The organism is Streptomyces fildesensis (assembly GCF_016107395.1).
Taxonomy (GTDB): domain Bacteria; phylum Actinomycetota; class Actinomycetes; order Streptomycetales; family Streptomycetaceae; genus Actinacidiphila; species Actinacidiphila fildesensis.
Map to the genome: position 1 here is coordinate 49,744 of NZ_JAAIKO010000001.1, position 22,170 is coordinate 71,913.

Consider the following 22,170-nt stretch of genomic DNA (forward strand, 5'->3'; position numbering starts at 1 on the left):
CCGGCATTCCGGACAGTGTTTCCTCCCCCCGCCCCCGGGGCCCGGCCACAGCGGCCCGGCGGCGACGTGCGACCGCGATGACCGGCCATCTGCTGGCAGCGGGCCGCTGGCATATGGCACAACCGTTGCTAAAGTCGCCTCTGGGTGAGGGGGTAGCCATGGCTGTGACTGTTCGAGGCGGGGCGGCGGAATCCGACGATGTCGGTCTTGCCTTGTACCAGGCATTGCGTGATCAGGGGTCGTGCCCACCGGCGACGGCCGCGGCACGACTGGGTCTCACCGCCACCGAGGCGGCGACCGGCTGGGCTGAGCTCCGGGAGCTGGGGCTGATTCGCGCCGGACGCAGCCCGGAGGAGGTCGACCCCGTGGATCCGGACACCGCGCTGATCAGCCTGCTGGACCGGCAGCGGGCCGCACTGCAGGCGCAGCGTGAAGAGCTGACCGCGATCGTCAGGGCGTCGGAGTCCTTGATGGAGCGCTACCGTCCCGCGGTCCAGCGGGACGCGGCCAAGGTCGAGGTCGAGATCATCACCGGTGACGGCCGCAAGCGGCAGATGGTCGGTGACTACTACGCCACCCTCACCACCCGCTCGCGGTCCATGCATCCGGGGCCGCTGCCGCCGGCCGAGGTACTGGCCGAGTCCCTGCAGGGCGACGCCGACATGGTCAAACGCGGTATCCGGGTGCAGGCGATCTACACCCAGGGCATCAACTCGGCGCCGCGGCAGCGCAAGTACCTCTCCGAGCTGGCCTCCGCGGGTGTGGAGGTCCGGCTGGCGCCCCAGGTCCCGCTGGACCTGAGCATCGGCGACATGCACACCGCGATCCTCGCGGCCAACCCCGACAACCCGTCGGAAGCCGCGCTCCTGGTCCGCGGTAGGGCGCTGGTCCGTACCTACAGCGCCCTCTACGAGGACTGCTGGTTGCGCTCCGTGCCGTACTCGACCAAAGTGGCTGACCGGTTCGACTCCGCGAGCGAGCTGACCGAACAGCACCGCACCGCCATGCGTCTCCTGGCCAATGGACTCACCGATGAGCGGATCGCCAGGAAACTGGGGATCTCACTGCGTACGGTGAGCCGCCTGGTCTCCGAGGTCATGAGATACCTGCAGGCCGAGAGCCGGTTCCAGGCCGGCGTCCTCGCCGTCACTCATGGGTTCATCTGACCTCATGACCTTCCGATTCGCGCCATTGCGCACTTACGCACCTGCCCTAACTGGCCACTTGCCGTCCATTTTTGGCACTCTGGCATTGCTACAAGGGCATCCCGAACCCGTGAGCAATCTCCTGCCTTCCCAGACAAGGATCACGATGTCGAGCATGCAGCACCTGACCAAGATCACTGCGGTCGCAGCCCTGGTGCTCGCCCTTTCTTCAGTCGGCGGGACCGCCATGGCAGCGACGCATGACTCCGGCACGGAGTCGCAGCGCACGTCACAGAGCGCCAGCCCGGAGTTGTGGGACCAGACAGCAGCACCCGCCATCTGGGTGCCCGCCTCGGCGACTGCCTGACAACAGACCTTCCCCCCTCCCCCACAGCGCTGTACGGCTCGCGGCTACGCCGCGGGCCGTACAGCGCTGTGTACGTCCGGACGCGTTTCGGCCAGAGCGACAGCGATTTTCAGCCATGTCGCTCGGAAGGCCGCCCGGATGCGTGGTTACGCGGGTTACGGAGTGCGGCACGAGGCAAGGGTGCCTTTTCAGCCATGAGGGGCCGTTCCCGGCCAGCCGGCACCGAATCTTTTCAGCCGTTCTCGCCCGGCCGCTCACGGACCGTCGCCGGCCCGGGTCCGCTCCGTGCAGGCCGGGGCGCGCTCAGCCCGTGAGGCGGTCGCGGCCCAGCGTCCGCAGCACGTCCTCCTGGGCGTAGAAGACCTGCCGCCCGTCGCGCTTGCGCCGCCACTGGTGCTCATTGGCGAGCCAGTAGACGGTGCCTGCGGGAATCCGCCAGGCCGAGGAGATCTCGCGGGCGCTGAGCCCGGGCGGGACCCCGTCACAGGCCCGGCCCCGGTACAGGGCGCGCCAGCGCTCCGGCGGCCAGACATGCGCGCGCTCCGTATCGCACTCCACAGCCGGGGGAAGCGTGGAACCGGGTTCACGGACGACGGCGGTGAGGCGGCCGGGGCAGGACTGCACGATGCACGGGCCAACGGGGATACGGCGCTCCAGACGGGGTCGGGCGATCTTCATGCAGCGGCGCACGAGTGCGTCGACCTCGGCCGCGGCGTCCTCGGCCGCGGGGTGGACGGCCAGCCACGCCAGATGGCGTCGTAGGAATGCGGCGAGGGCCGGCACCGTCCGCAGGGGGAGGCGGACGGTGCGGCCCTCGACTATCAGATCGGCCCAGGAGGCGAGGGTGCCTCGGATGTCGGCGCGCGCATCGACAGCCGGCCCGTTCAGCGGGATGCCGGGCCGGCCACCTGCGGTGACACGGTCGCCACCGTCCACAGCCGGAACGAGCGCAGCCTCCAACTCGCCATATACCCGGGGAAGCAAGGCGAGTTGCCGATCCAACCGCTCCTGGCAGGGGAGGCACAGCGCAGGATCCGTGTCCACGCATAGATGCCCGGTACGGAATTCGCTCTCCTGCACTCCGCTGTCCCTTCCTCGCCGAGGCGGTAAGAAGAGAAAAGCAGGAGAGCGACCACCCGGACAATGAGTTCCAACGTGCCGGATCGCGCCATGGCGTGGCCTCGCCCTTAGGAGCCCCCGAGGCGATCTTGCGAGGTCAGGCGGGCAGCACGGCTTCGATGGCTTCGACCAGCTCAGCGGCCTCGGGCTCGGTGCGCGGCCGGAACCTTCCCGCCACCTCGCCGTCCGGGCCGATCAGGAACTTCTCGAAGTTCCACTGCACGTCACCGGCCTCGCCCTCGGCGTCCTTCGCCTGCGTCAGCTCGGTGTACAGCGGGTGCCGCTCCTCGCCGTTGACGTCCGCCTTCTCGAGGAGCGGGAAGCTCACACCGTAGCTGGTGGAGCAGAAGGTCTGGATCTCCTCCGCGCTGCCGGGCTCCTGGCCGGCGAACTGGTTGCTGGGCACACCGAGCACGGTGAAGCCGCGCTCCGCGTACCGCTGCTGCAGCCGCTCCAGGCCCTCGTACTGCGGGGTGAGACCGCACTTGGAGGCGACGTTGACGATGAGCAGCGCCTTGCCGCGCTGGTCCGCCAGCGAGGCGGGCTCGCCGGACAGGGTGCGCAGCGGGATGTCGTACAGGCTCACAGGGGTCTCCTACTTGTCCTTGACTACTTGTCCTTGACGGTGATGCCGAGGGTCTGGGCGAGCACCGGGGCCAGGTCGAAGAGCTGGAGGGTGGTGATGAGGGCACCCTTGAGCGATTCATGGCCGTCGGCGAGTTCGAGGGTGGTGGCGCCGCGCAGATCGGTCTTCTTCAGCGTGGCGCGGGCGAGGTGGACGCGCTCCAGCCGGGTGCCGGGGAAGGTCACCCCGGTGAGCTTGGCGCCGCCGAGGTCGACGTCCCGCAGCACACAGTCCTCGAAGACCACGTCGTGCAGCGTGGTGGCCCGCAGGTTCACCGAGTCGAACTTGCACTGGCGGAACACCACCCGCCGCAGCACCGAGCCGTACGCCTCGATGCCCGCCAGGGCGCACGCCGAGAAGGTGGTGTCGAGCCAGGAGGACTCGGCGAGCGCGGTGCCGGTGAAGCGGGTGGCCTGCGCCCAGACGTCGTTGAACCGGGCGCCGCGCAGCGGGGTGCCGGTGAAGCTGCAGTCCGTGATGGCGCACTCGAGGAAGTGTGCCCCCGAGGCCTTCTCGTCCTCGAAGGTGAGCCGGTCGAAGTGCACGGTGTCGTACCGCTCGTCGACCTCCAGGCCGCCCTCGTGCGGGCGCAGCAGGTCGGCGTAGCGCAGGTCGGCGAGCTCCTCGGGTGGTGTCACATCCTGCAGCCTACGTCCCGGCTCCGACAGCGGGGCTCGCGGTGCCCATCGGTCACATAAGGGACATTGGCCCCGCCGCTTGCTACGTTGCAGCCCATGAGCGCAACGACCACCGACGCTCCCCCGCCCCTCGTGCTGCTGCCGAAGCGGCGCGGCGTGGAGCTCTCCCTGCTGATCGGTGCGGTTCTCATCTCGGTGTACGGCTACGCGGAAGTGGGACTGGCCAGGAACGGCGCCGTGCCGCCCGACGCGGCGGGGTACGGAGCGGGGCTCGGCGTGCTGGCCCTGCTCGCCCATGTCGCGGTCAGGGCCCGCGCGCCCTACGCCGACCCGCTGCTGCTCCCGATCGCCGTCCTGCTCAACGGGGTCGGGCTGGTCCTCATCTACCGGCTCGATCTGGAGCCGGTGCTCGGTGCCGAGGGCGCTCCCACCCAGCTGGTCTGGTCGACGCTGGGCATCGGGCTCTTCATCGCGGTGGTCCTGGTGCTGCGCGACCACCGGGTGCTGTCGCGCTACGCGTACGTCTGCTGCGCGGCGGCCCTGTTCCTCATGGTCGTCCCGATCTCCTTCCCGGCGATCAACGGCGCCAAGATCTGGATCCGGGTCGCCGGTTTCTCGATCCAGCCGGGCGAGTTCGCCAAGATCCTGCTCGCGCTGTTCTTCGCCGCGTATCTCGCCACCAACCGCAACGCCCTGGCGTACACCGGCCGCACCTTCTGGAAGCTGCAGCTGCCCACCGGCCGGGTGCTCGGCCCGATCGTGACGATCTGGCTGCTCAGCGTGTGCCTGCTGATCGCGGAGCGGGACCTGGGCACCTCGCTGCTCTTCTTCGGGCTGTTCGTGGTGATGCTGTACGTCGCGACCGGCCGGACCGGCTGGATCGCGGTGGGGCTGCTGCTGTCGGCGCTCGGCGCCTTCGCCGTCGGTGCGGTCGAACCGCATGTCCACGCGCGGGTGGAGGACTGGCTGCACCCGTTCGCCAGCATCGAGGCGGGCGACGGACCCAACCAGCTCGCCCAGTCGCTGTTCGCCTTCGGCGCCGGCGGCATGCTCGGCACCGGCCTCGGACAGGGCCACTCGTATCTGATCGGCTTCGCCACCAAGTCCGACTTCATCCTCTCCACGGTGGGCGAGGAGCTGGGCATGGCGGGGCTGACGGTGCTCCTCGTGCTCTACGCGCTGCTGGTGGCCCGCGGCTACCGGGCGGGGCTGGCGCTGCGCGACCCGTTCGGCCGGCTGCTGGCGATCGGCCTCGCCTCGATCCTGGCCCTGCAGGTCTTCGTGATCGCGGGCGGGGTGATGGACCTGATCCCGCTCACCGGCATGGCGATGCCGTTCCTCGCCCAGGGCGGTTCGTCCGTCGTCACCAACTGGATCATCGTCGCGCTGCTGATCCGGCTCAGCGACAGCGCGCGCCGTCCCCTGCCGGACGCGGGTGCCTGGTGATCCGCTACATCCGGCGGGCCGCCGCCTGCTGTCTGGTCCTGCTGGTCGCGCTGCTGATCAACACCAGCCGGGTGCAGATCTTCCAGGCCGACTCGTTCAACGCCAATCCGGCCAACCGCCGCGCGATGATCGCCCGCTACGACCAGCCGCGCGGCGACATCCTCGTCGCGGGGAGGCCCGTCACCGGCTACCGGGAGACCGACGACCAGCTGACGTATCTGCGCACCTACACCCAGGGGCCGCTGTACGCGCCCGTCACGGGCTATGTGTCGCAGCTGTACGGCACGAGGATGCTGGAGGGCACCGAGGACGCCGTGCTGTCCGGCACGGACCCGCAGCTGGCCTCGCTGCCGCTGTGGAACGAGATCACCCGCGCCCGGCAGAAGGGCGGTGACGTCCACACCACCATCAACCCGGCCGCCCAGGAGGCCGCCTTCACCGGGCTCGGCGACCGCACGGGCGCCGTCGCCGCGCTCGACCCGGCCACCGGGCGGATCCTGGCGCTGGTTTCCACGCCCTCCTACGACCCCTCGGGGATCGCGGGGACCGGCCGTGACGTCAACGCCGAGTGGGCCCGGCTCACCTCCGATCCCGAGCAGCCGATGCTGGACCGGGCGATCCGCCAGACATACCCGCCGGGTTCCACCTTCAAGGTCGTCACCGCCGCCGCGGCCCTGGAGTCGGGCAAGGTCACCGATCCGAAGGCCCCGACGAAGACCCCCGAGCCCTACACGCTGCCCGGCACCACCACCCAGTTGGAGAACGAGGCGGCGGGCTGCGCCGACGCCACCCTGCTCGTCGCCTTCACCGTCTCGTGCAACACCGTCTTCGCGAAGCTCGGCGTGGACGTCGGGCTGAAGGGGATGGTGAAGCAGGCGCAGGCGTTCGGCTTCAACGACCACCGGCTGCGGATCCCGCCGAGCGTCGCCCCGAGCAACTTCGACACCAGGATGGGACCCGACCAGGTCGCCCTGTCGTCCATCGGCCAGTTCGACACCACCGCGACCCCGCTGCAGATGGCGATGGTCGCGGCGGCGGTCGTCAACGGCGGTGAGCTGATGTCCCCGTACCTCGTCGACCGGATCACCAACTCCAACGGGGTCACGGTCGCCGCGGCCGCCGGCCGCCTCCTGCACCAGGCCGTCAGCTCCGGCACCGCCGTCCGGCTCCAGCAGATGATGGAGGCCGTCGTCACCAAGGGCACCGGCACCAACGCGGCCATCCCCGGCATCACGGTCGGCGGCAAGACCGGCACCGCCCAGCACGGCGTCGGCAACAAGGGCATGCCGTATGCCTGGTTCATCTCCTACGCCAAGTCCGCCGCCGGCCAGCCGGCCGTCGCGGTGGCCGTCGTCGTCGAGGACGCCGAGGCCGTCCGGGCCGACATCTCCGGCGGCGGCAGCGCGGCCCCCATCGCCCGCGACGTCATGCGGGCCGTCCTGGGCTGACCGGCGCCACCGCTGAACGGGGCTGCGGGGCTGCGGGGTCTAGTAGATCTTCGGGAAGCTGAACGCGTAGCCCTGCTGCTTCAGCCACGGAAGCACCTTCTCCAGGGCCGCGACCGTCTGCTCGCGCTTACCGCCGCCGTCGTGGAAGAGGAGGGTCGGACCGCCCGCCACCTCCTTCTTGACGGTGCTCACGATGGCGCCGACACCGGGCTTCTCGAAGTCCTTGGAGTCCACGTTCCAGCCGAGCGGCCGCATTCCGTGCGCCGCGGCGAGCTTGCGGTTGAAGGGGGTGAAAGCACCGCCCGGGGCCCGCCAGTACTGCACCTTCACACCACCGGAGGCCTCCTCGATCATCCGCTGCGCGTCGAGGATCTCCTGGCTCTGGTACGCCTCGGACTTCTTGTCCATCCCCGTGTCGTGCGTCATCGAGTGGTCACAGAGCCGGTGTCCGGCGGCCACGATCTGCCGGATGAGGTCGGGGTGGGCCTTCGCCTGCGGACCGATCACGCAGAAGACGGCCTTCACATCGTTCTGCTTCAGCACCTCGAGCACCTTGGGCGTCCAGGTGGGGTCGGGGCCGTCGTCGATGGTGATGTTGACGGCCTTGCCGCCGCTCTCCGGCATGTGCACGATCTCGATCGGCACCGGCCGGGCGGGCTTGGCGTCCACCGTGGGCTTGGACTCCTTCGCGTCCGCCTGTGCCTTGTTGTATCCGGACACCGCCAGGGCACCGGCTATCGCGGCTATCAGGGCGATGACCGAGGCAACGGTTATCGCTACGTTCCGCTGGCTCGCGGTGAGTCGCGCCATGGGTTGAGTCCCCTTCTCTCGTCGCGTCGCAGCACGGCAGGACTGAACACACAGCCAAACCCCCGTACATCTGCAGTGATAGATGCCGGTGACAGCGCGGCGGTTCCTACTTCTTCGGCGCCGCTGACAATCCCGTGCAGCCGCGCAGCCCGGCGCGGCGGTCGTTGATGCGTTTGGCCCCGGCGTCCTCCTGGGGCATGGGCACACCGTGGTTGTCGACGAAGGCCGGCGTGAAGCGCTCGCCCGCGACCTTCCCCTTGGCGATGGTCAGGGTGGTGATGCCGGTGTCGTTGGAGTTCGGGTAGGGCGAGGTGCCGTACCAGAGCAGATTGCCCATGCCGTAGGCGACATAGGTCTGCCGCATCATCCCGGAGCCCAGCATCACGTGTGCGTGCGTGCCGACGACCGCGGTGGCCCCGGCCGCCGCCAGCTTGGCCGCGATGGACTTCTGCTCGGGCCCCGGGCAGGACTGCCCCTCGGTGCCCCAGTGCAGATAGACGACCACGACGTCGGCCTTCTTCTTCGCCGCCTTGACCGCCGCCACCAGCTTGGTCTGCTCCAGTGCCGAGGCGATGCCCGGCTTGGACGCCGTGGCGCGCCAGTTCTGGTTGGTGATGTCCTGCACCTGGCTGGCCGCGAGGACGGCGAGCTTCACCCCGCGGATCGTCTTCAGATACGGACGGTAGGCCTGGGCCTCGTTCGCACCGATGCCGACGACCGGGATCGGCGCGTCCCTGACCGCCGCGAGGGTGTCCGTCAGCCCCTGCGCGCCGTAGTCGACGGCGTGGTTGTTCGCCATCGAGACCGCGTCCACGCCCGACTTCTTGAGGACGTCGAGCGCGGTGGCGGGGGTCCTGAAGTGGTACGTCTTGGGCTGCGGGGTGCCCCGCGTGGTGATCGCCGTCTCCAGGTTGACCATGGAGAAGTCGGCCGCCGCGAGGGTCTTGGAGAGCGGACCGATCGCCGGCTCCGTCATCCCGTTGACCAGCCGGGGCTGCGTACGCTCCGTGAAGTGCACGTCGCCGCCGAACGCGAGGGTGATCGTCCCCGGTGCGGCCGGTGTCGTCGCCTCCGGCGCCACCGAGCCTTCGGGCAGGCCGTCGACCTGTGCGGTGGGCGCGGCGGACACCGGCGCCAGTACCTCGGGCGACGGCTTCGAGCCGGATCCACAGGCGGCGCTGAGGGTCAGCAGTGCGAGCCCCAGCGCCATGCGTACGCGCCGTCGCGCTCTCGGTCCTTCAAGCATCGAGCAAGCGTACGACTCCCGAGCAGATGTTCTTGACGTCCTGGGAACTCTCCCCGGGATTCAGGCGGTCTCCGTTCCCGAGCCGAGGGTGATCGCGTCGGCGACCTCCGCGACGCGGGCCGACTCCTCGGCGGCGAAGCGCTCGGCGTCGAGCTTCTCGGCGATCTCCTCGTCCTCGGCCATGAGCAGATCGAGACTGGAGTCGCCCATGTCGAAGACGCCCATGTCGACATAGGCCTGTTGCAGCCGGGGGCCCCACAGACCGATGTCCTTCACACAGGGCACGATCCGGCTGAAGAGCAGTTTCCGGAACAGGTGCAGGTACTCGGAGTTCTCGCTGAGTTCCTCGGAGTCCTTTCGCGGGATTCCGAAGTTCTCCAGGACCTCGACCCCGCGCAGCCGGTCGCGCATCAGATAGCAGCCCTCGATGACGAATTCCTCACGTTCCCGGAGTTCACCGTCGCTGAGCTGCTGGTAGTAGTCACGCAGGGCCATCCGCCCGAAAGCGACGTGCCGGGCCTCGTCCTGCATGATGTAGGCCAGGATCTGCTTGGGCAGCGGTTTGTCCGTGGTGTCGCGGAGCATGCCGAACGCGGCGAGGGCGAGTCCTTCGATGAGGACCTGCATTCCGAGATAGGGCATGTCCCAGCGGGAATCGCGCAGGGTGTCGCCGAGCAGGCCCTGCAGGGAATCATTGATCGGATACAGCATCCCGACCTTTTCCTGCAGGAACCGGGCGTATATCTCGGCGTGCCGGGCCTCGTCCATGGTCTGGGTCGCGGAGTAGAACTTGGCGTCCAGGTCGGGGACGGATTCGACGATGCGGGCCGCGCAGACCATGGCGCCCTGCTCGCCGTGCAGGAACTGGCTGAACTGCCAGGACGCGTAGTGCCGTCGCAGGTCCTTCTTGTTCTGTTCGTCCATCTTGTCCCAGTAACGGGTCCCGTAGACGGTGAGCGCCTCGTCCGGGACGCCGAGCGGGTCGTAGGGATCGACCTCCAGGTCCCAGTCGATCCTCCGGACGGCGTCCCACTGCTTGTCCTTGCCCTTCTGGTAGAGGGCCAGCAGCCGGTCGCGCCCGTCGTCGTACTCCCAGGAGAAGCGGGCCGCGCCGCTCGCCGTGACCTCCCAGAGCGCTTCGGTCGGTGCTGTCGTGTAGAGCTCGTGCGTCGACACTGACGCCTCCTCGTGGCTCGCCCGAAATTCGTTACGGGGTCCGGTCGTTGGCCGTGCGGTCGTTGGCGGTCGTTCGCAGACTCACACGCCGGTTACCGCCGGGTCAACAAGTTCTGCGCGAGGGATTGACGTCCTTGCTGACACGCAGTCTCATAAGCGTATGGCCCCCATCATGACCAAAATCACGGAGCGCGAGAAGGTCGCGGAGCGGCTGCTCGACGCCTCCGCCAAGCACTCCTTCGACCCCGACACCGAGCTGGACTGGGACGCCCCGTTCGAGGACGGCAAGTGGTTCTGGCCCCCGGAGCTGTGCTCGCTCTACGACACGCCGCTGTGGAAGCACATGTCGCAGGAGCAGCGGATCGAGCTGAGCCGGCACGAAGGCGCGAGCATCGCCTCGATGGGCATCTGGTTCGAGATCATCCTGATGCAGCTGCTCGCCCGGCACATCTACGCCCTCGACCCGACCAGCCAGCACGTCCGGTACGCGCTGACCGAGGTCGCCGACGAGTGCCGGCACTCGATGATGTTCGGCCGGCTGGTCAAGAAGTCCGGCACCCCGGTCTACCGGCCCAGCAAGCTCCATCTGCACCTCGGCCGGATCCTGAAGACGTACTCGACGACGCCCGGCGCCTTCACCGGGACGCTGCTCGTCGAGGAGATCCTCGACTGGATGCAGCGGCTGACCTTCCCGGACGAGCGTGTCCAGCCGCTGGTGCGCGGGGTGACCCGCATCCATGTGGTCGAGGAGGCCCGGCACGTGCGGTACGCCCGTGAGGAGCTGACCCGCCAGATGTCGACCGCCCCGCGCTGGGAGCGCGAGCTCACCCGGCTGACCTCCGGGGAGACCGCCAGGATCGTGGCGGGCTCGCTGGTCAGCCCGAAGGTGTACGCGGCGGTCGGGCTGAACCCGGCCTACGCGATGGCGCAGGTGAAGGCCAGCGGCCACCGCCGGGACGTCATGCTGCAGTCCTCGAAGCGGCTCGTCGAGTTCCTGGAGGAGATCGACGTGCTGCGCGGCCCCGGCCGCCGGCTGTGGCGCGCCTCGGGCCTGCTCGCCTGAACGACCCGTTACGACCTGGCGCGCGGCCGTTACCGGACCCGCGCCGGGCCCCACCGGTTAGGCTGCGCCCATGAACGGCAGCGCGGCGCCCGCATACCGCCGACTCAGCGTCGAGCAACGCCGTACGCAGTTGCTCGCGGCAGCGGTGGACCTCTTCGGGCACCACCGCCCCGAGGACGTGTCGGTCGACGATGTCGCGGCCGCCGCCGGGGTGTCACGGCCGCTGGTCTACCGGTACTTCCCTGGTGGCAAACAGCAGTTGTACGAGGCCGCGATGCACAATGCCGCCGATGAGCTGCGGAAATGCTTCGTCGAACCGTCGCAGGGCGCACCGACGCAGCGACTGGCGCACGCCCTGGACCGCTATCTGGCGTTCGTGGACGAGCACGACGCCGCCTACTCCGCGCTGCTGCGCGGCGGCAGCGTCGCCGAGACCAGCCGGACCGGCGCGATCGTCGACGGGGTGCGGCGCAGCGCGGCCGAGCAGGTGCTGCTGCACCTGGGGGCGCCGGATCCCGGCCCGCGGCTGGCGATGATGGTCCGCTCCTGGATCGCCTCCGTCGAGGCGGTGTCGCTGACCTGGCTGGACGAGGGCAAGCAGCCGCCGCTGCCGGAGCTGCGCGGCTGGCTCGTCGACCATCTCACCGGCCTGCTGGTGATCACCGCGACGACCGACCCGGAGACCGCCGGGATCGCCGCGGCGGCGCTGGCCCTGGAGACCCCCGACAGCCCGGCCGGCGAACTGGCCCGGCGGCTTGCCCCGATCGTGGAGGCCGTCGCGCATCTGCTCCCCGACGACGGCGGCCGTGGGATGCTGGGCGGGTGAGAAGCGAGAACACGGAGTTCGTCGGCGGCCCGCTGGACGGACGCCTGATGGGCGTCCTGGTCGGGGCGACCGGACAGCCGCCGAAGGTGTACACCGTGCCGGTGCCGGACGCCGACGGGGGCAAACCCGTGGTGCACGTGTACCACCGCGAGCCGAGCCCGGGCCCGCGCGCGGCGCGGCAGACCCGGTGGGTCTTCGTGTACGACCCCGAGGGGACCGTCCCGGACACCCGGCTGAAGTGGCCGTGGTCGAAGAGCGTACGGAACAAGGGGACGCGGCCGCCCGGGGATTGACGCACAGCGGCGGATGACGGCCGCGCGGGGGCGCGGTGACCACCGGATGTCGCACGGGTGTTGGTTCAGACCATTGACAGGATTGGTCCAGACCTGTTTGCTGCGCCTTGTCATGCGCACTGCGTCATGCGCACTCCTTGAAGCAGAAGGAGCATCCCCCCGTGCTCACATCCCCCTTCCGCGGCCGGTCGAGATCCGCCATCGCCGGCGCCGCCACCCTCGCCTGCGCCGCCACCCTGGGCGGCCTGGTCGCACTCGCCCCCTCCGCCACCGCCGGTGAGTTCCTGGCCAACGGCGGTTTCGAGACCGGATCCCTGTCCGGCTGGACCTGCGACGCGAGCGCCAAGGCCGTCACCGGCCAGGCCAAGAGCGGGAGTTACGCGCTCGCCGGCACCCCCGGCGCGAGCGACACCGCCCAGTGCAAGCAGACCGTCACCGTCGCTCCGAACACCGCCTACACCTTCTCCACCCAGGTCAAGGGCTCGTACGTGTACATCGGCGTCGACGGCGGCACCAGCACCTGGACGCCGGGCACCGGCGGCGCGTACCAGCAGCTGAGCGTCAACTTCACGACCGGCGCGAGCCAGACCAGCGCCACGGTCTATCTGCACGGCTGGTACGGCCAGCCGGTCTACTACGCCGACGACGCCTCGCTCAGCGGTCCTGGCGGGCCGACCACCCCGCCCACGACACCGCCGACCACCCCGCCGACGACGCCCCCCACGACACCGCCGACGACTCCTCCCACCACGCCGCCCACCACCCTGCCGCCCTCCGGCGGACTGCCCACCCACGCGCTGGTCGGCTATCTGCACGCGAGCTTCGCCAACGGCGCGGGCTACACGCGCATGGCCGACGTTCCCAGCACCTGGAACGTCATCGACCTCGCCTTCGGTGAGCCGACCTCCGTCACCTCCGGGGACATCCGCTTCAACCGCTGCCCCGTGACCGAGTGCGCCGGCGTCGAGTCCGACGCCGAGTTCAAGGCCGCCATCCAGGCCAAGCAGGCCCAGGGCAAGAAGGTCGTCATCTCCATCGGCGGCCAGAACGGCCAGGTGCAGCTGACCACCGCCGCGGCCCGCGACACCTTCGTCTCCTCGGTGAGCGCGATCATCGACAAGTGGGGGCTCAACGGCCTCGACATCGACTTCGAGGGCCACTCGCTCTCCCTCAACACCGGCGACACCGACTTCAAGAACCCGACGACGCCGGTCGTGGTGAACCTGATCTCCGCGCTGAAGACCCTCAAGGCCAAGTACGGCAGCAGCTTCGTCCTGACGATGGCGCCGGAGACCTTCTTCGTCCAGCTCGGCTACCAGTACTACGGCTCGGGCCCTTGGGGCGGCCAGGACCCGCGCGCGGGTGCCTATCTGCCGGTGATCTACGCGATGCGCGGTGATCTGACCCTGCTGCACGTCCAGGACTACAACTCGGGTTCGATCATGGGCCTGGACAACCAGTACCACTCCATGGGCGGCGCGGACTTCCACATCGCCATGACCGACATGCTGCTCACCGGCTTCCCCGTCGCGGGCAACACCGCCAACATGTTCCCGCCGCTGGCGCCCTCCCAGATCGCCATCGGCCTGCCCGCGAGCACCAACGCCGGCAACGGCTACACCGCACCCGCCGAGGTGAACAAGGCGCTGGACTGCCTGACCAAGAAGACGAACTGCGGCAGCTACACCACCCACGGCACCTGGCCCGCGCTGCGCGGCCTGATGACCTGGTCGGTGAACTGGGACAAATACAGCAACTGGGAGTTCTCCAACAATTTCCGGTCGTACTTCGGAAGCTGAGATCAATCCGTAGCAACCAGAAGTAACCCCGCACCGCCCCCGGCCGGACTGGATTCCGGCCGGGGGCGGTCGTAGTCTCCCTCGACAGGTCCAGGCCGGAGGGGGCACGTACGCCATGTCGGAGCAGCCCGCCGGGATGTCGCGCCGGGCTCTGCTGACGGTGTCCTTCGGCGGTGCCGCGATGGCGAGCGCGGCCGGGATCGCCTGGCTGCGCAACGCCCCCGGCGGACACCGCAGCGATGTCGGCGCCGCCGGGCCCTCCCCCTCCGGCAGCCGGTCCTCGCAGCCCCATCCCAGGGGATCCCGCCCGCCCGGCAGCGCGCCGCCCCCGTTGTGGACGTACGACGGCCCCGAGCTGGTGGACGTCGCGCCGGTGGCGGTGAGCGGCACCCTCCTCGTCCTCAAGGGCTACGACGGTCTGATCGGCCTCGACACCCGCACCGGGAAACCGCTGTGGACCGCCGGCGGCTTCGAACCCGACGGCTCGCCGGTGCCGACCGGTGACGGTCTGCTGGCGGACGTGGCCTACACCGTCGGCGCCGCGGCCCCGCGCGCGGTCGACCCGGCTGCCAAGGGCCGGGTCCGCTGGACCCTGGAGCCCGCGGCCGGTCTGCGGTTCGCCCAGGACGCGCTGCTGGCCTCCGACGGCGGCGCGCTGTATCTGACGGCGTCCCAGGGCAGCCCGCTCGACGACGACTACGCGGCGCTACTGCTCGCCTACGACCTCAAGGACCGCCGCGAACTGTGGCGGACGACCGCCGGACACATCCCCTCCGAGGCACCGGCTGCGGTGCTGCCGGGCGACCGGCTGCTGTACTGCGACGGCGACGCCCTGACCTCCCTCGACCGGCGGACCGGCGAACGGCAGTGGACGCGTGCCCTGCAGGGAACCGGCAACGGCCGCCCGGCGGTCGCCGGTCCGCGCGCCTACGTGGCGGGCGGCGGGATCACCGCGGTCGCGCTGGACGACGGCACCGTCGCCTGGCACCACACTCCTCGCGACCGGACCTACAGCGATCCGGTGATCGCCGACGGCGTCCTGTACGCCACCGGATCCGCCGCCGGCGTCCTCGCCCTCGACGCCCGCACCGGCGGCACGCTGTGGGAGAGCGGCCCCGCGATACCGCTGGGCACGCAGTGCGCGCCGGTGGTGCACGGCGGGGTGCTGCACGCACCCACCGCAGGCGGCCGGCCGTGCGTCGCGGCGTTCCACCTCCGCACCCGTAAGGCGGTATGGAGCTATCGGGTTCCGGGAGCGGGGACCGGCGCCGCCGCGGGCATACGCCTCGCCGCCCGGGGTAGCGTCCTGTTCGTCCAGAACGGAAACACGGTGACGGCCCTGCCGTTGGGCTGAGCAGGTGAGGGGAAGGCACCACGGGGGTGACCGGATTGAGCGGAATCGCCTATTCCCACTGTCGAAGATACGACAATCCGTGACAGGATCTTGGCGCAGCAGGTGATCACCTCTGTGCAACCGAAGGTGAGGGGATGTCAGTGGCCCGACGGAACCGTGGGTGGATCCAAAGAGCGGTGATATGCGGTGCGCTCCTCGCGGCCGCCGCCCTCTCGCTCCCCGCCCAGCAGGCGGCCGCCGCGCCCCATGACCCCCCGTCACAGCCGCTGCCCCAGCTGCTGACCCAGCTCCAGACGCTGTATCTGCAGACCGAGCAGGCGACCGAGGCCTTCAACAAGGCGAAGGAAGCCGCCGCCAAGCAGCGGGCCACGGCCGTTCTGCTGGACAAGCAGCTGGCCGACCAGCGGGTCGCGGTCGCCGAGGCCCGCGACCAGATCGGGATGCTCGCCCGCCGGCAGTACCAGGACGGCGGGGTCTCGCCGTACCTCAACCTCCTGGTCGGCGACGACCCGCAGCAGCTCTTCTCGCAGAAGCACCTACTGCAGCGGGCCGCCGGGAGCGAGGCCGACATCCTGGAGCAGCTGAAGACCGGTGAGGCGCGGATCGCGGTGCTGAACGCGGGCGCCCAGACGGCGCTCGGCCAGGCGCAGCTGCTGCAGACCCAGCAGGGCGCCGCGAAGGTCCAGGTCGAGGAGCACCTCAAGCGCGTCGAGACCATCATCGCGGGTCTGACAGGTGTTCAGCTCGACGAGCTCCAGAAGCTCGAGGAGCAGGGCATCAATCAGGCCCAGAGCGACTTCCTGGACTCCAAGGCCCTCGGCGCGGGCAGCCGGACGCCGTCCGAGGCGGGCAACCGCGCGGTCGGCTACGCGTTCCTGCAGCTCAGCAAGCCGTATGTCTGGGGCGCCGAAGGACCGGACGCGTACGACTGCTCCGGCCTCACCTCGCAGGCCTGGCTGCACGCCGGGAAGGCGATCCCGCGCACCAGCCAGGAGCAGTGGGCGCAGCTGCCCAAGGTTCCGTTGAGCCTGCTGCGCCCCGGCGACCTCGTCGTCTACTTCCCGGGCGCCACGCATGTCGCCATCTACATCGGCGACGGTCTCGTCATCCAGGCGCCGCGGCCCGGCTCCGTCGTGAAGGTCTCGCCCATCGCCGCCAACCCGATCCTGGGAGCGGTCCGGCCCGACTCGGCACAGGGCCCGATGAAGAACTACGTCCCGCCGGCCGTCCCCAAGGCGGACGCCAGGACGCCGATCGACGGTGGCTCCGACCAGGGCAACAACGTCGGCTAGGGGTGTTTCGAGAGTCCCGCCTGGCCCTCCGGGCGAACGGCGCTACTTTCGAAACACGCCCTGGCGGTACCGGGAAACTCCGGGGCCGGGCGGGCTCGTGTCGCGAGCCCGCCCGGCCCCGCCGTGTTACGCGCCCTGTGCGGGCTGCGCGGTCCGACCGGCCTGGACCTCGCCGAGGTAGGCCGCGGCCAGCTCCGGGTCGAAGAGCCACTGCCCGTAGTCGGCCGGGTCGTTGAACCCGTTGGCGAAGCGGTCCGCGACGGGCTGCAGCTCGCCCGCGGCGCCGATCACCTGGAGAACGTGCTCGGGCGGCGGCGCGAGCATCGCGTTCGTCCACTGGGTGACGGGCTCGGCGATCCGCCAGTACCGGTCGAAGGCAGACTGCATCCACGCGCCGTCGAAGGGCTGGTCGCCGCGCTCGGTGATGCTCTCCAGGTAGGACGCGGCACACTTGGCAGCGCTGTTGGAGCCCTGTCCGGTGATGGGGTCGTTCGCGACGACGACATCGGCGACGCCGAGGACGAGACCGCCCGACGGCAGTTCGGCGACGCCCTGCCGGACCGTGGGCGCGTACCGGCCGGCGAGGGTGCCGTTCGCATCGGTGAGTTCCACCGAGCGGGTCCGGTCGTACTCCCACGGGGTGAACTGCCGCATCAGGTCGAGGGTGAGGCGCAGTTGCTCCTCGGGGTCCTTGACGCCCTGGAAGACGTCCAGCGGACCGCCGGGGATGCCCTCCCAGAAGAGGATGTCGGCGGGGCCCGAGGTGGTGAGGGTCGGGATCACGATCAGCTCGCCGATGCCCGGCACCAGATTGACGTTGACCGCGAGCCGGCCGTCGCTCCCGGGGCGCGGTGCGAGGCCGTGCACGTACGACACGGCCAGGGAGCGCTGCGGGGCCTCGTAGGGCGAACGGGACGCGTCGCGGCGGAACATGGAGACCAGCTCGCCCTTGCCCGCGGCGACCAGCACCAGGTCGTAGGCGCGCGAGAAGTAGTCGAGGTCGGAGACCGCGACGCCGTGGATGACGAGCTTGCCGCCGCGCTCGGCGAAGGTCTCCATCCAGCCGGCCATCTTCACCCGCTGGTCGACGGACTGCGCGTAGCCGTCCAGCCGGCCCACCCAGTCGATGGGGCGCGACGCGTCCGGGGCCGCGACCGAGACACCGAGACCCTCGATGCGCGGGGTCTGCTCCTCCCAGAAGTTGATGCCGAGATCGCGCTCGTGCTGCAGCGCGGTGTCGAACATGCACTGCGTGGACATCACCCGGCCGTCGCGTATCTCGTCGGCCGTGCGGTTGGACATGAGGGTGACTTCATAGCCACGGCCCTGCAGACCCAGGGCCAGTTGGAGCCCGGCCTGACCGGCTCCGACGATGAGTATCTTGCGCATGATGAAGGTCCGGCTTTCGTGAAAAATTCGGGAACGGATCGCTCAGAGCGGCTGTTCGGCCAGTGCGTGCGCCACCAGGGCCATGAGTGCCTCCACTACCGAATACCGCTTCCGGGCGTCGCAGATCAACACCGGTATGTGCGGCGGTACGGCGAGCGCCTCGCGGACGTCCTGCTCGGTGTACTCCGGAGTGCCCTCGAACTGGTTGACCGCCACCGTGTACGGCAGTCCGCAGCCCTCGAAGTAGTCGAGCGCCGGGAAGCACTCGGCCAGCCGCCGGGTGTCCGCCAGCACGATCGCGCCGATCGCGCCGCGCACCAGGTCGTCCCACATGAACCAGAAGCGCTGCTGACCGGGCGTGCCGAAGACGTACAGCACGAGGTCCTGGTCCAGGGTGATCCGGCCGAAGTCCATCGCGACGGTGGTCGTCGTCTTGTCCGGGGTCGAGCCGAGGTCGTCCACGGACTCGCTGGCCCGCGTCATCACCGCCTCGGTGGTGAGCGGCGTGATCTCGGAGATCGAGCCGACGAACGTCGTCTTGCCCACGCCGAAGCCGCCCGCGACCACGATCTTGGTGGAGACCGGCGCGCGCCCGCGCTCCGTCTGCCACTCCTGCGTGCCGCCGGTCTCCTCAAAGCCTGCGAAGTCCACCGAGCACCCTTTCCAACAGCGCGCGATCCGGGCTGCCGGGGCCGTGCCCGGTGCCGTAGACGCGGATCCTCCCCTGATCAGCCAGGTCGCTGAGCAGTACGCGGACGACGCCGAGCGGCATCCGCAGCAGTGCCGAGATCTCGGCCACCGACCGCATTCTGCGGCACAACTCCACGATCGCGCGCATCTCCGGCATCACCCGCTCGGCCCAGCGGCCGGCGGTCAGCACGAAATTCGGCTCCTGGCCGTCGATGCTCGCCACGAAGGTCTCGACGAACAGCACATGGCCGAAGCGAGTGCGTCCACCGGTCAGGGCGTACGGGCGGACCCGGGCCGTGCGGCGGTCGAGGCCGCGCTGGGGCAAGGACATGGACATCAGCGACCGCCCCCGCTCTCGGCGCCGGCGGCTTCCTGGGACCGGCGCAACTCGTTGCGGAGCTGGGGCGTCAGCACGTGGCCGGCCCGGCCGACGAACAGGGCCATGTGGTACCCCACGACGCTCATGTCGCAGTCGGCGGAGGCGTGGACGCCGAGCAGCGACCCGTCGCTGATCGACATCACGAAGAGACTGCCCTCGTCCATGGCGACCGCGGTCTGCCGGACCCGGCCGCCGTCCATCAGGCGCGCCGCGCCGTCGGTCAGCGAGGCAAGGCCGGAGACGACCGTGGCCAGGTCCGCACGGGCGTCCGCGGGGCCGGCCGGCGGCTGCTGCCCGCCGGGTTCCGCCGCGGCCGCCGGATCCGGGTCGGAGTTGATCAGCAGCAGTCCGTCGGAGGAGACCACGGCGACCGAGTGGACACCCGGCACCTCCTCGACGAAGTTGCTCAGCAACCACCGCAGATTCCGGGCTTCATGGCTCAGGTCCTTCGTGTCCGTACTCGCCGCGTTCAACGGCTCGCCTCCTCGATGGTTCCAGCTGCGCCTGTGCCCCCCGTTGGGCCTGCCTTCTCCGGGTCCGCCGCCCGGGTCTCCTCTTCCGCGTCCCGTCGTCCGTCCCGAAGTCCTTGCTGCAATCCGCCGAACTTACGCCGTAGCGCCTCCGCGTCCACCGGCCCGGTCCGTTCCGGGCGCCGCGCGGCCGGCTCACCGGTCAGCCCGCTGCTGCGCGGCACGCGCTGCGGCAGGCCCTTGCCGGTGATGGATCCGTCGGGTCCGGCGGGTTCCGCCTGCGCGTCGTCGGGCGCGTGCCGCGGCCGTACGACGCCGCCCGTGGGCCGGTCGCCGGCCGGGTCCCGCTCGGGTCCCGAGTGCTCCACGGAAGCGTCACCCGCGGCCCCGGCCCCGGCCGCGTCCGGAACCGCCTCCGGCTCGGCGGGTACCCGTTCCGGTGCCCGCTCCGGAGTCTCCGACACGGCAACCGGCATCGGCTCGCCCGCGATCGCGGCCTCCACCGGGTTGGCCGGAGCCTCGTCGGGCCGGGCCGCGGGCAGCAGCCGGCGCGGCAGGATGACGACGGCCGCGATGCCGCCCTGCTTCTGCTCGCGCAGCTGGACGCGGATCCCGTGGCGGGCGGCGAGCCGGGCCACGACGTACAGCCCCATACCGGTCGCGTTGCCGGGCGCGGTCGGCTCGGGGTCGGTGAGCAGCGCGTTCAGCTCGGCGAGCCGCTCCGGCGGAGCGCCGATGCCCTGGTCCTCGACGGAGATCATGGCCTCGCCGTTCTCCAGCATCCAGCCGGAGAGCTGTACTTCGGCCTGGGGCGGCGAGAACGCGGTCGCGTTGTCCAGCAGTTCGGCCACCAGGTGACTGGTGTCGTCGGCGGCGTGGCCGGCCAGCTGCCCGGCGGGCAGCACCTGGATCCGCACCCGCTCGTAGCGCTCTATCTCCGAGATCGCCGCACGGGCCACGTCGACCAGCGGCACGGGCTTGACGGTGGCGCCGCCGTGGCTGTGCTCGGTGCCGGCGAGGACCAGCAGGTTCTCGCTGTTGCGGCGCATCCGGGTGGCGAGGTGGTCCAGCCGGAAGAGCGTCTCCAGCCGGTCCGGGTCCTGCTCGCGCTCCTCCAGGCCCTCGATCAGGGCGAGCTGGCGCTCCACCAGGCCCAGGGTGCGCAGCGACAGGCTGACGTACGTGGTGTGCCCGCCGGTCCGGTCGGTGCCGGTCCTGGCGCTCACGGTGCTCGCGGCGCTTGCGTCGTCCCGCTGACGCAGCAGGCTGTCGCGTTCCGCGGTGAGCGCGTCGCGGATGCCGAGCAGCCGGGTCTGTTCCGCGCCGAGTTCGAGGCCGCGGGCCTGTACGGCGCGCAGCTCGGTGACGAGCACGTTGATACGGCGGGCGACCGTCGCGAACTCGTCGTTGCCGATGACGCGTGCCTCTTCGGACCCGCCCTTGGCGAAGCGGTGCAGCGCGGCGAGCGGCCGGGTGAGGGAGCGGGCGGTGGAGACGAGGACGCCGACGGCGACCAGCAGGCACAGCGCGGCGAGGGCGACCCGCAGTTCGAGGGCGGTCACCGCGTCGTCCCGCCGTTCGCCGGCCGCGTCGGCCTCGGCGGTGGCGAGCGAGGACTCGACGCTGCGCATGAGGTCGATCCTGGCGGTGAGCGCGGCCTTCACCTCGGCCGTGCCGAGCGCCCGGTCGGAACCGGTCAGCTGCGGCTGGTCGGTGAGGAGCCGGAGGTCGCTCTCGGCCTCGGTGACATCCGCGCCGGTGACGGTCTGGCTGTACTGGTCGCGGAGGTCCTGGGGCGCGGTGGCGCGGAAGTCGGCGAGCGCGGCCCGCTCCTGTACCGCGGCGGTCTGCGCGTCGGTGGCCAGCGGCCGCTGGGAGCCGGAGCCGGTGAGCGCGCTCACCAGCAGCCCGCGCTCGGTGGCGGCCAGCGCGGCGGCGCGGCTGAGCGGTGCGGTCACCGGACCCGTCACCCGGCCCAGGGCGTCCAGCAGCGGGGCGTACGCGGCTACGACGGCCTGCGGCGTACCGGTGCCGGTCAGCGCCTCCTGCCGGATCTGCGGGAGGGTCGCCAGCACTTCGCGCGGTTCCGCGCCGGTGTCCTCGTCGGCCGAGAGGCTCTGCGCCTGCCGGTCCACCCGGTTGCGCTGCGATTCGGAGAGTCCGGGGGCGCCGGTGCCGGGCGCGGTGGAGCGGCCGCCGGCGACGAAGGCGGCCATGTCGTCGCGTTCGTCGGCCAGGGAGTGCGACAGCGAGATCGCCCGGACGGCCAACTCGGCCCCCGTCACCTCGTCCTGCGCGTCGGACACGTCGCGCACGGCGACCGCCACACCGGGCGCGGCCGCGGCCGGCACGATGACAGCACAGATCAACAGGGCGGCCAGCAAGCGGCTGCGCACCCGTCCTTTGCCCGCCGCCGGGGGGACCCCGTCGCGCGGTTCACGTCGTCTTCGCACCGGAGCTCGCAATCCCGTCTCGCCTGGTCAATGGGCCCGACCTTCTCAGCCCGTTGTAGACGGGGCCGCGCGTCCCCCTCCCCCGACACCCGAACGAGTGAATCGCACCCATGAGTTGACGGACAAGTCCGGCGCGGAACGT

Annotated in this window: 21 protein-coding genes; 10 read left to right on the forward strand and 11 right to left on the reverse strand. The window is 70.6% G+C overall.

The annotated features are described in order from the left end of the window. Positions 1–158 precede the first annotated feature (158 nt). Both C6N31_RS00165 and C6N31_RS00170 read left to right on the forward strand, forming a co-directional pair. Positions 159–1,166, forward strand: a complete 1,008-nt coding sequence (locus C6N31_RS00165; protein ID WP_138350864.1) for a helix-turn-helix transcriptional regulator — start codon at positions 159–161, stop codon at positions 1,164–1,166. A 154-nt stretch (positions 1,167–1,320) separates the two neighbouring features. Further along, positions 1,321–1,512: a hypothetical protein gene (locus tag C6N31_RS00170; RefSeq protein WP_138350865.1), complete on the forward strand. Its 192-nt coding sequence runs from the start codon at positions 1,321–1,323 to the stop codon at positions 1,510–1,512. A gap of 303 nt (positions 1,513–1,815) precedes the next feature. Here the strand turns inward: C6N31_RS00170 and C6N31_RS00175 are convergent, their stop codons facing one another. The 3 genes from C6N31_RS00175 to C6N31_RS00185 form a co-directional block, all read right to left on the reverse strand. Continuing rightward, entirely contained in the window at positions 1,816–2,448 is a 633-nt protein-coding gene (locus tag C6N31_RS00175) for a hypothetical protein (RefSeq protein ID WP_198356987.1), read from the reverse strand. Positions 2,449–2,728: 280 nt separating this feature from the next. Beyond that, the gene (locus tag C6N31_RS00180; RefSeq protein ID WP_138350866.1) at positions 2,729–3,217 is read right to left on the reverse strand and encodes a glutathione peroxidase; all 489 of its coding nucleotides are present in this window, start codon (positions 3,215–3,217) and stop codon (positions 2,729–2,731) included. Positions 3,218–3,240: 23 nt separating this feature from the next. Beyond that, positions 3,241–3,894: a pentapeptide repeat-containing protein gene (locus C6N31_RS00185; RefSeq protein WP_138350867.1), complete on the reverse strand. Its 654-nt coding sequence runs from the start codon at positions 3,892–3,894 to the stop codon at positions 3,241–3,243. A 96-nt stretch (positions 3,895–3,990) separates the two neighbouring features. Here C6N31_RS00185 and C6N31_RS00190 point away from each other — a divergent pair, with 96 nt between their 5' ends. Further along, the gene (locus tag C6N31_RS00190; RefSeq protein WP_138350868.1) at positions 3,991–5,340 is read left to right on the forward strand and encodes an FtsW/RodA/SpoVE family cell cycle protein; all 1,350 of its coding nucleotides are present in this window, start codon (positions 3,991–3,993) and stop codon (positions 5,338–5,340) included. Further along, entirely contained in the window at positions 5,337–6,788 is a 1,452-nt protein-coding gene (locus C6N31_RS00195; RefSeq protein ID WP_198356988.1) for a penicillin-binding transpeptidase domain-containing protein, read from the forward strand. Before C6N31_RS00190 ends, C6N31_RS00195 begins: the two co-directional genes overlap by 4 nt. Before the next feature lie 39 nt (positions 6,789–6,827). Here C6N31_RS00195 and C6N31_RS00200 read toward each other — a convergent pair whose 3' ends face one another. The 3 genes from C6N31_RS00200 to C6N31_RS00210 form a co-directional block, all read right to left on the reverse strand. After that, positions 6,828–7,598 (reverse strand): polysaccharide deacetylase family protein, encoded by a 771-nt coding sequence (locus C6N31_RS00200; RefSeq protein ID WP_138350870.1) that lies wholly within the window; start codon positions 7,596–7,598, stop codon positions 6,828–6,830. Positions 7,599–7,704: 106 nt separating this feature from the next. Next, positions 7,705–8,844 carry a CapA family protein gene (locus C6N31_RS00205; RefSeq protein WP_138350871.1) on the reverse strand — a complete coding sequence of 380 codons (1,140 nt, stop codon included), beginning with the start codon at positions 8,842–8,844 and terminating at the stop codon, positions 7,705–7,707. 60 nt (positions 8,845–8,904) lie between these two features. Continuing rightward, positions 8,905–10,020 (reverse strand): ferritin-like domain-containing protein, encoded by a 1,116-nt coding sequence (locus tag C6N31_RS00210; RefSeq protein WP_138350872.1) that lies wholly within the window; start codon positions 10,018–10,020, stop codon positions 8,905–8,907. A gap of 172 nt (positions 10,021–10,192) precedes the next feature. On the opposite strand from C6N31_RS00210, the gene C6N31_RS00215 reads away from it, so the two are divergent. The 6 genes from C6N31_RS00215 (at position 10,193) to C6N31_RS00240 (ending at position 16,647) form a co-directional block, all read left to right on the forward strand. Further along, positions 10,193–11,083, forward strand: a complete 891-nt coding sequence (locus C6N31_RS00215) for an AurF N-oxygenase family protein (RefSeq protein WP_232484645.1) — start codon at positions 10,193–10,195, stop codon at positions 11,081–11,083. Positions 11,084–11,153: 70 nt separating this feature from the next. Continuing rightward, positions 11,154–11,909, forward strand: coding sequence for a TetR/AcrR family transcriptional regulator (locus tag C6N31_RS00220; RefSeq protein ID WP_138350874.1), 756 nt, complete (start codon positions 11,154–11,156; stop codon positions 11,907–11,909). Continuing rightward, on the forward strand, positions 11,906–12,202 hold the full coding sequence (locus C6N31_RS00225) for a DUF8847 domain-containing protein (RefSeq protein WP_138350875.1): 297 nt from the start codon (positions 11,906–11,908) through the stop codon (positions 12,200–12,202). The genes C6N31_RS00220 and C6N31_RS00225 overlap by 4 nt, the downstream gene beginning before the upstream one ends. Positions 12,203–12,438: 236 nt before the next feature. Continuing rightward, the gene (locus C6N31_RS00230; protein WP_232484692.1) at positions 12,439–14,001 is read left to right on the forward strand and encodes a chitinase; all 1,563 of its coding nucleotides are present in this window, start codon (positions 12,439–12,441) and stop codon (positions 13,999–14,001) included. A gap of 115 nt (positions 14,002–14,116) precedes the next feature. Further along, positions 14,117–15,355, forward strand: a complete 1,239-nt coding sequence (locus C6N31_RS00235; RefSeq protein ID WP_138350876.1) for a PQQ-binding-like beta-propeller repeat protein — start codon at positions 14,117–14,119, stop codon at positions 15,353–15,355. A 176-nt stretch (positions 15,356–15,531) separates the two neighbouring features. Further along, positions 15,532–16,647, forward strand: a complete 1,116-nt coding sequence (locus C6N31_RS00240; protein ID WP_307811123.1) for a C40 family peptidase — start codon at positions 15,532–15,534, stop codon at positions 16,645–16,647. Positions 16,648–16,773: 126 nt separating this feature from the next. On the opposite strand, the gene C6N31_RS00245 is transcribed toward C6N31_RS00240, so the two are convergent. Genes C6N31_RS00245 through C6N31_RS00265 form a run of 5 tightly spaced genes read right to left on the reverse strand, consistent with a single transcriptional unit; the run spans position 16,774 to position 21,971 of the window. Further along, the gene (locus tag C6N31_RS00245; RefSeq protein ID WP_138350877.1) at positions 16,774–18,036 is read right to left on the reverse strand and encodes a styrene monooxygenase/indole monooxygenase family protein; all 1,263 of its coding nucleotides are present in this window, start codon (positions 18,034–18,036) and stop codon (positions 16,774–16,776) included. A gap of 42 nt (positions 18,037–18,078) precedes the next feature. After that, positions 18,079–18,687, reverse strand: a complete 609-nt coding sequence (locus C6N31_RS00250; protein WP_138350878.1) for a GTP-binding protein — start codon at positions 18,685–18,687, stop codon at positions 18,079–18,081. Further along, positions 18,668–19,063, reverse strand: coding sequence for a DUF742 domain-containing protein (locus tag C6N31_RS00255; RefSeq protein ID WP_138350879.1), 396 nt, complete (start codon positions 19,061–19,063; stop codon positions 18,668–18,670). The genes C6N31_RS00250 and C6N31_RS00255 overlap by 20 nt, the downstream gene beginning before the upstream one ends. Next, positions 19,063–19,578 (reverse strand): roadblock/LC7 domain-containing protein, encoded by a 516-nt coding sequence (locus C6N31_RS00260; protein WP_187145008.1) that lies wholly within the window; start codon positions 19,576–19,578, stop codon positions 19,063–19,065. Before C6N31_RS00260 ends, C6N31_RS00255 begins: the two co-directional genes overlap by 1 nt. Beyond that, a complete protein-coding gene (locus C6N31_RS00265) occupies positions 19,575–21,971 on the reverse strand; it encodes a sensor histidine kinase (RefSeq protein WP_244809412.1) in 2,397 nt (798 codons plus the stop codon). The genes C6N31_RS00260 and C6N31_RS00265 overlap by 4 nt, the downstream gene beginning before the upstream one ends. Positions 21,972–22,170: the final 199 nt, after the last annotated feature.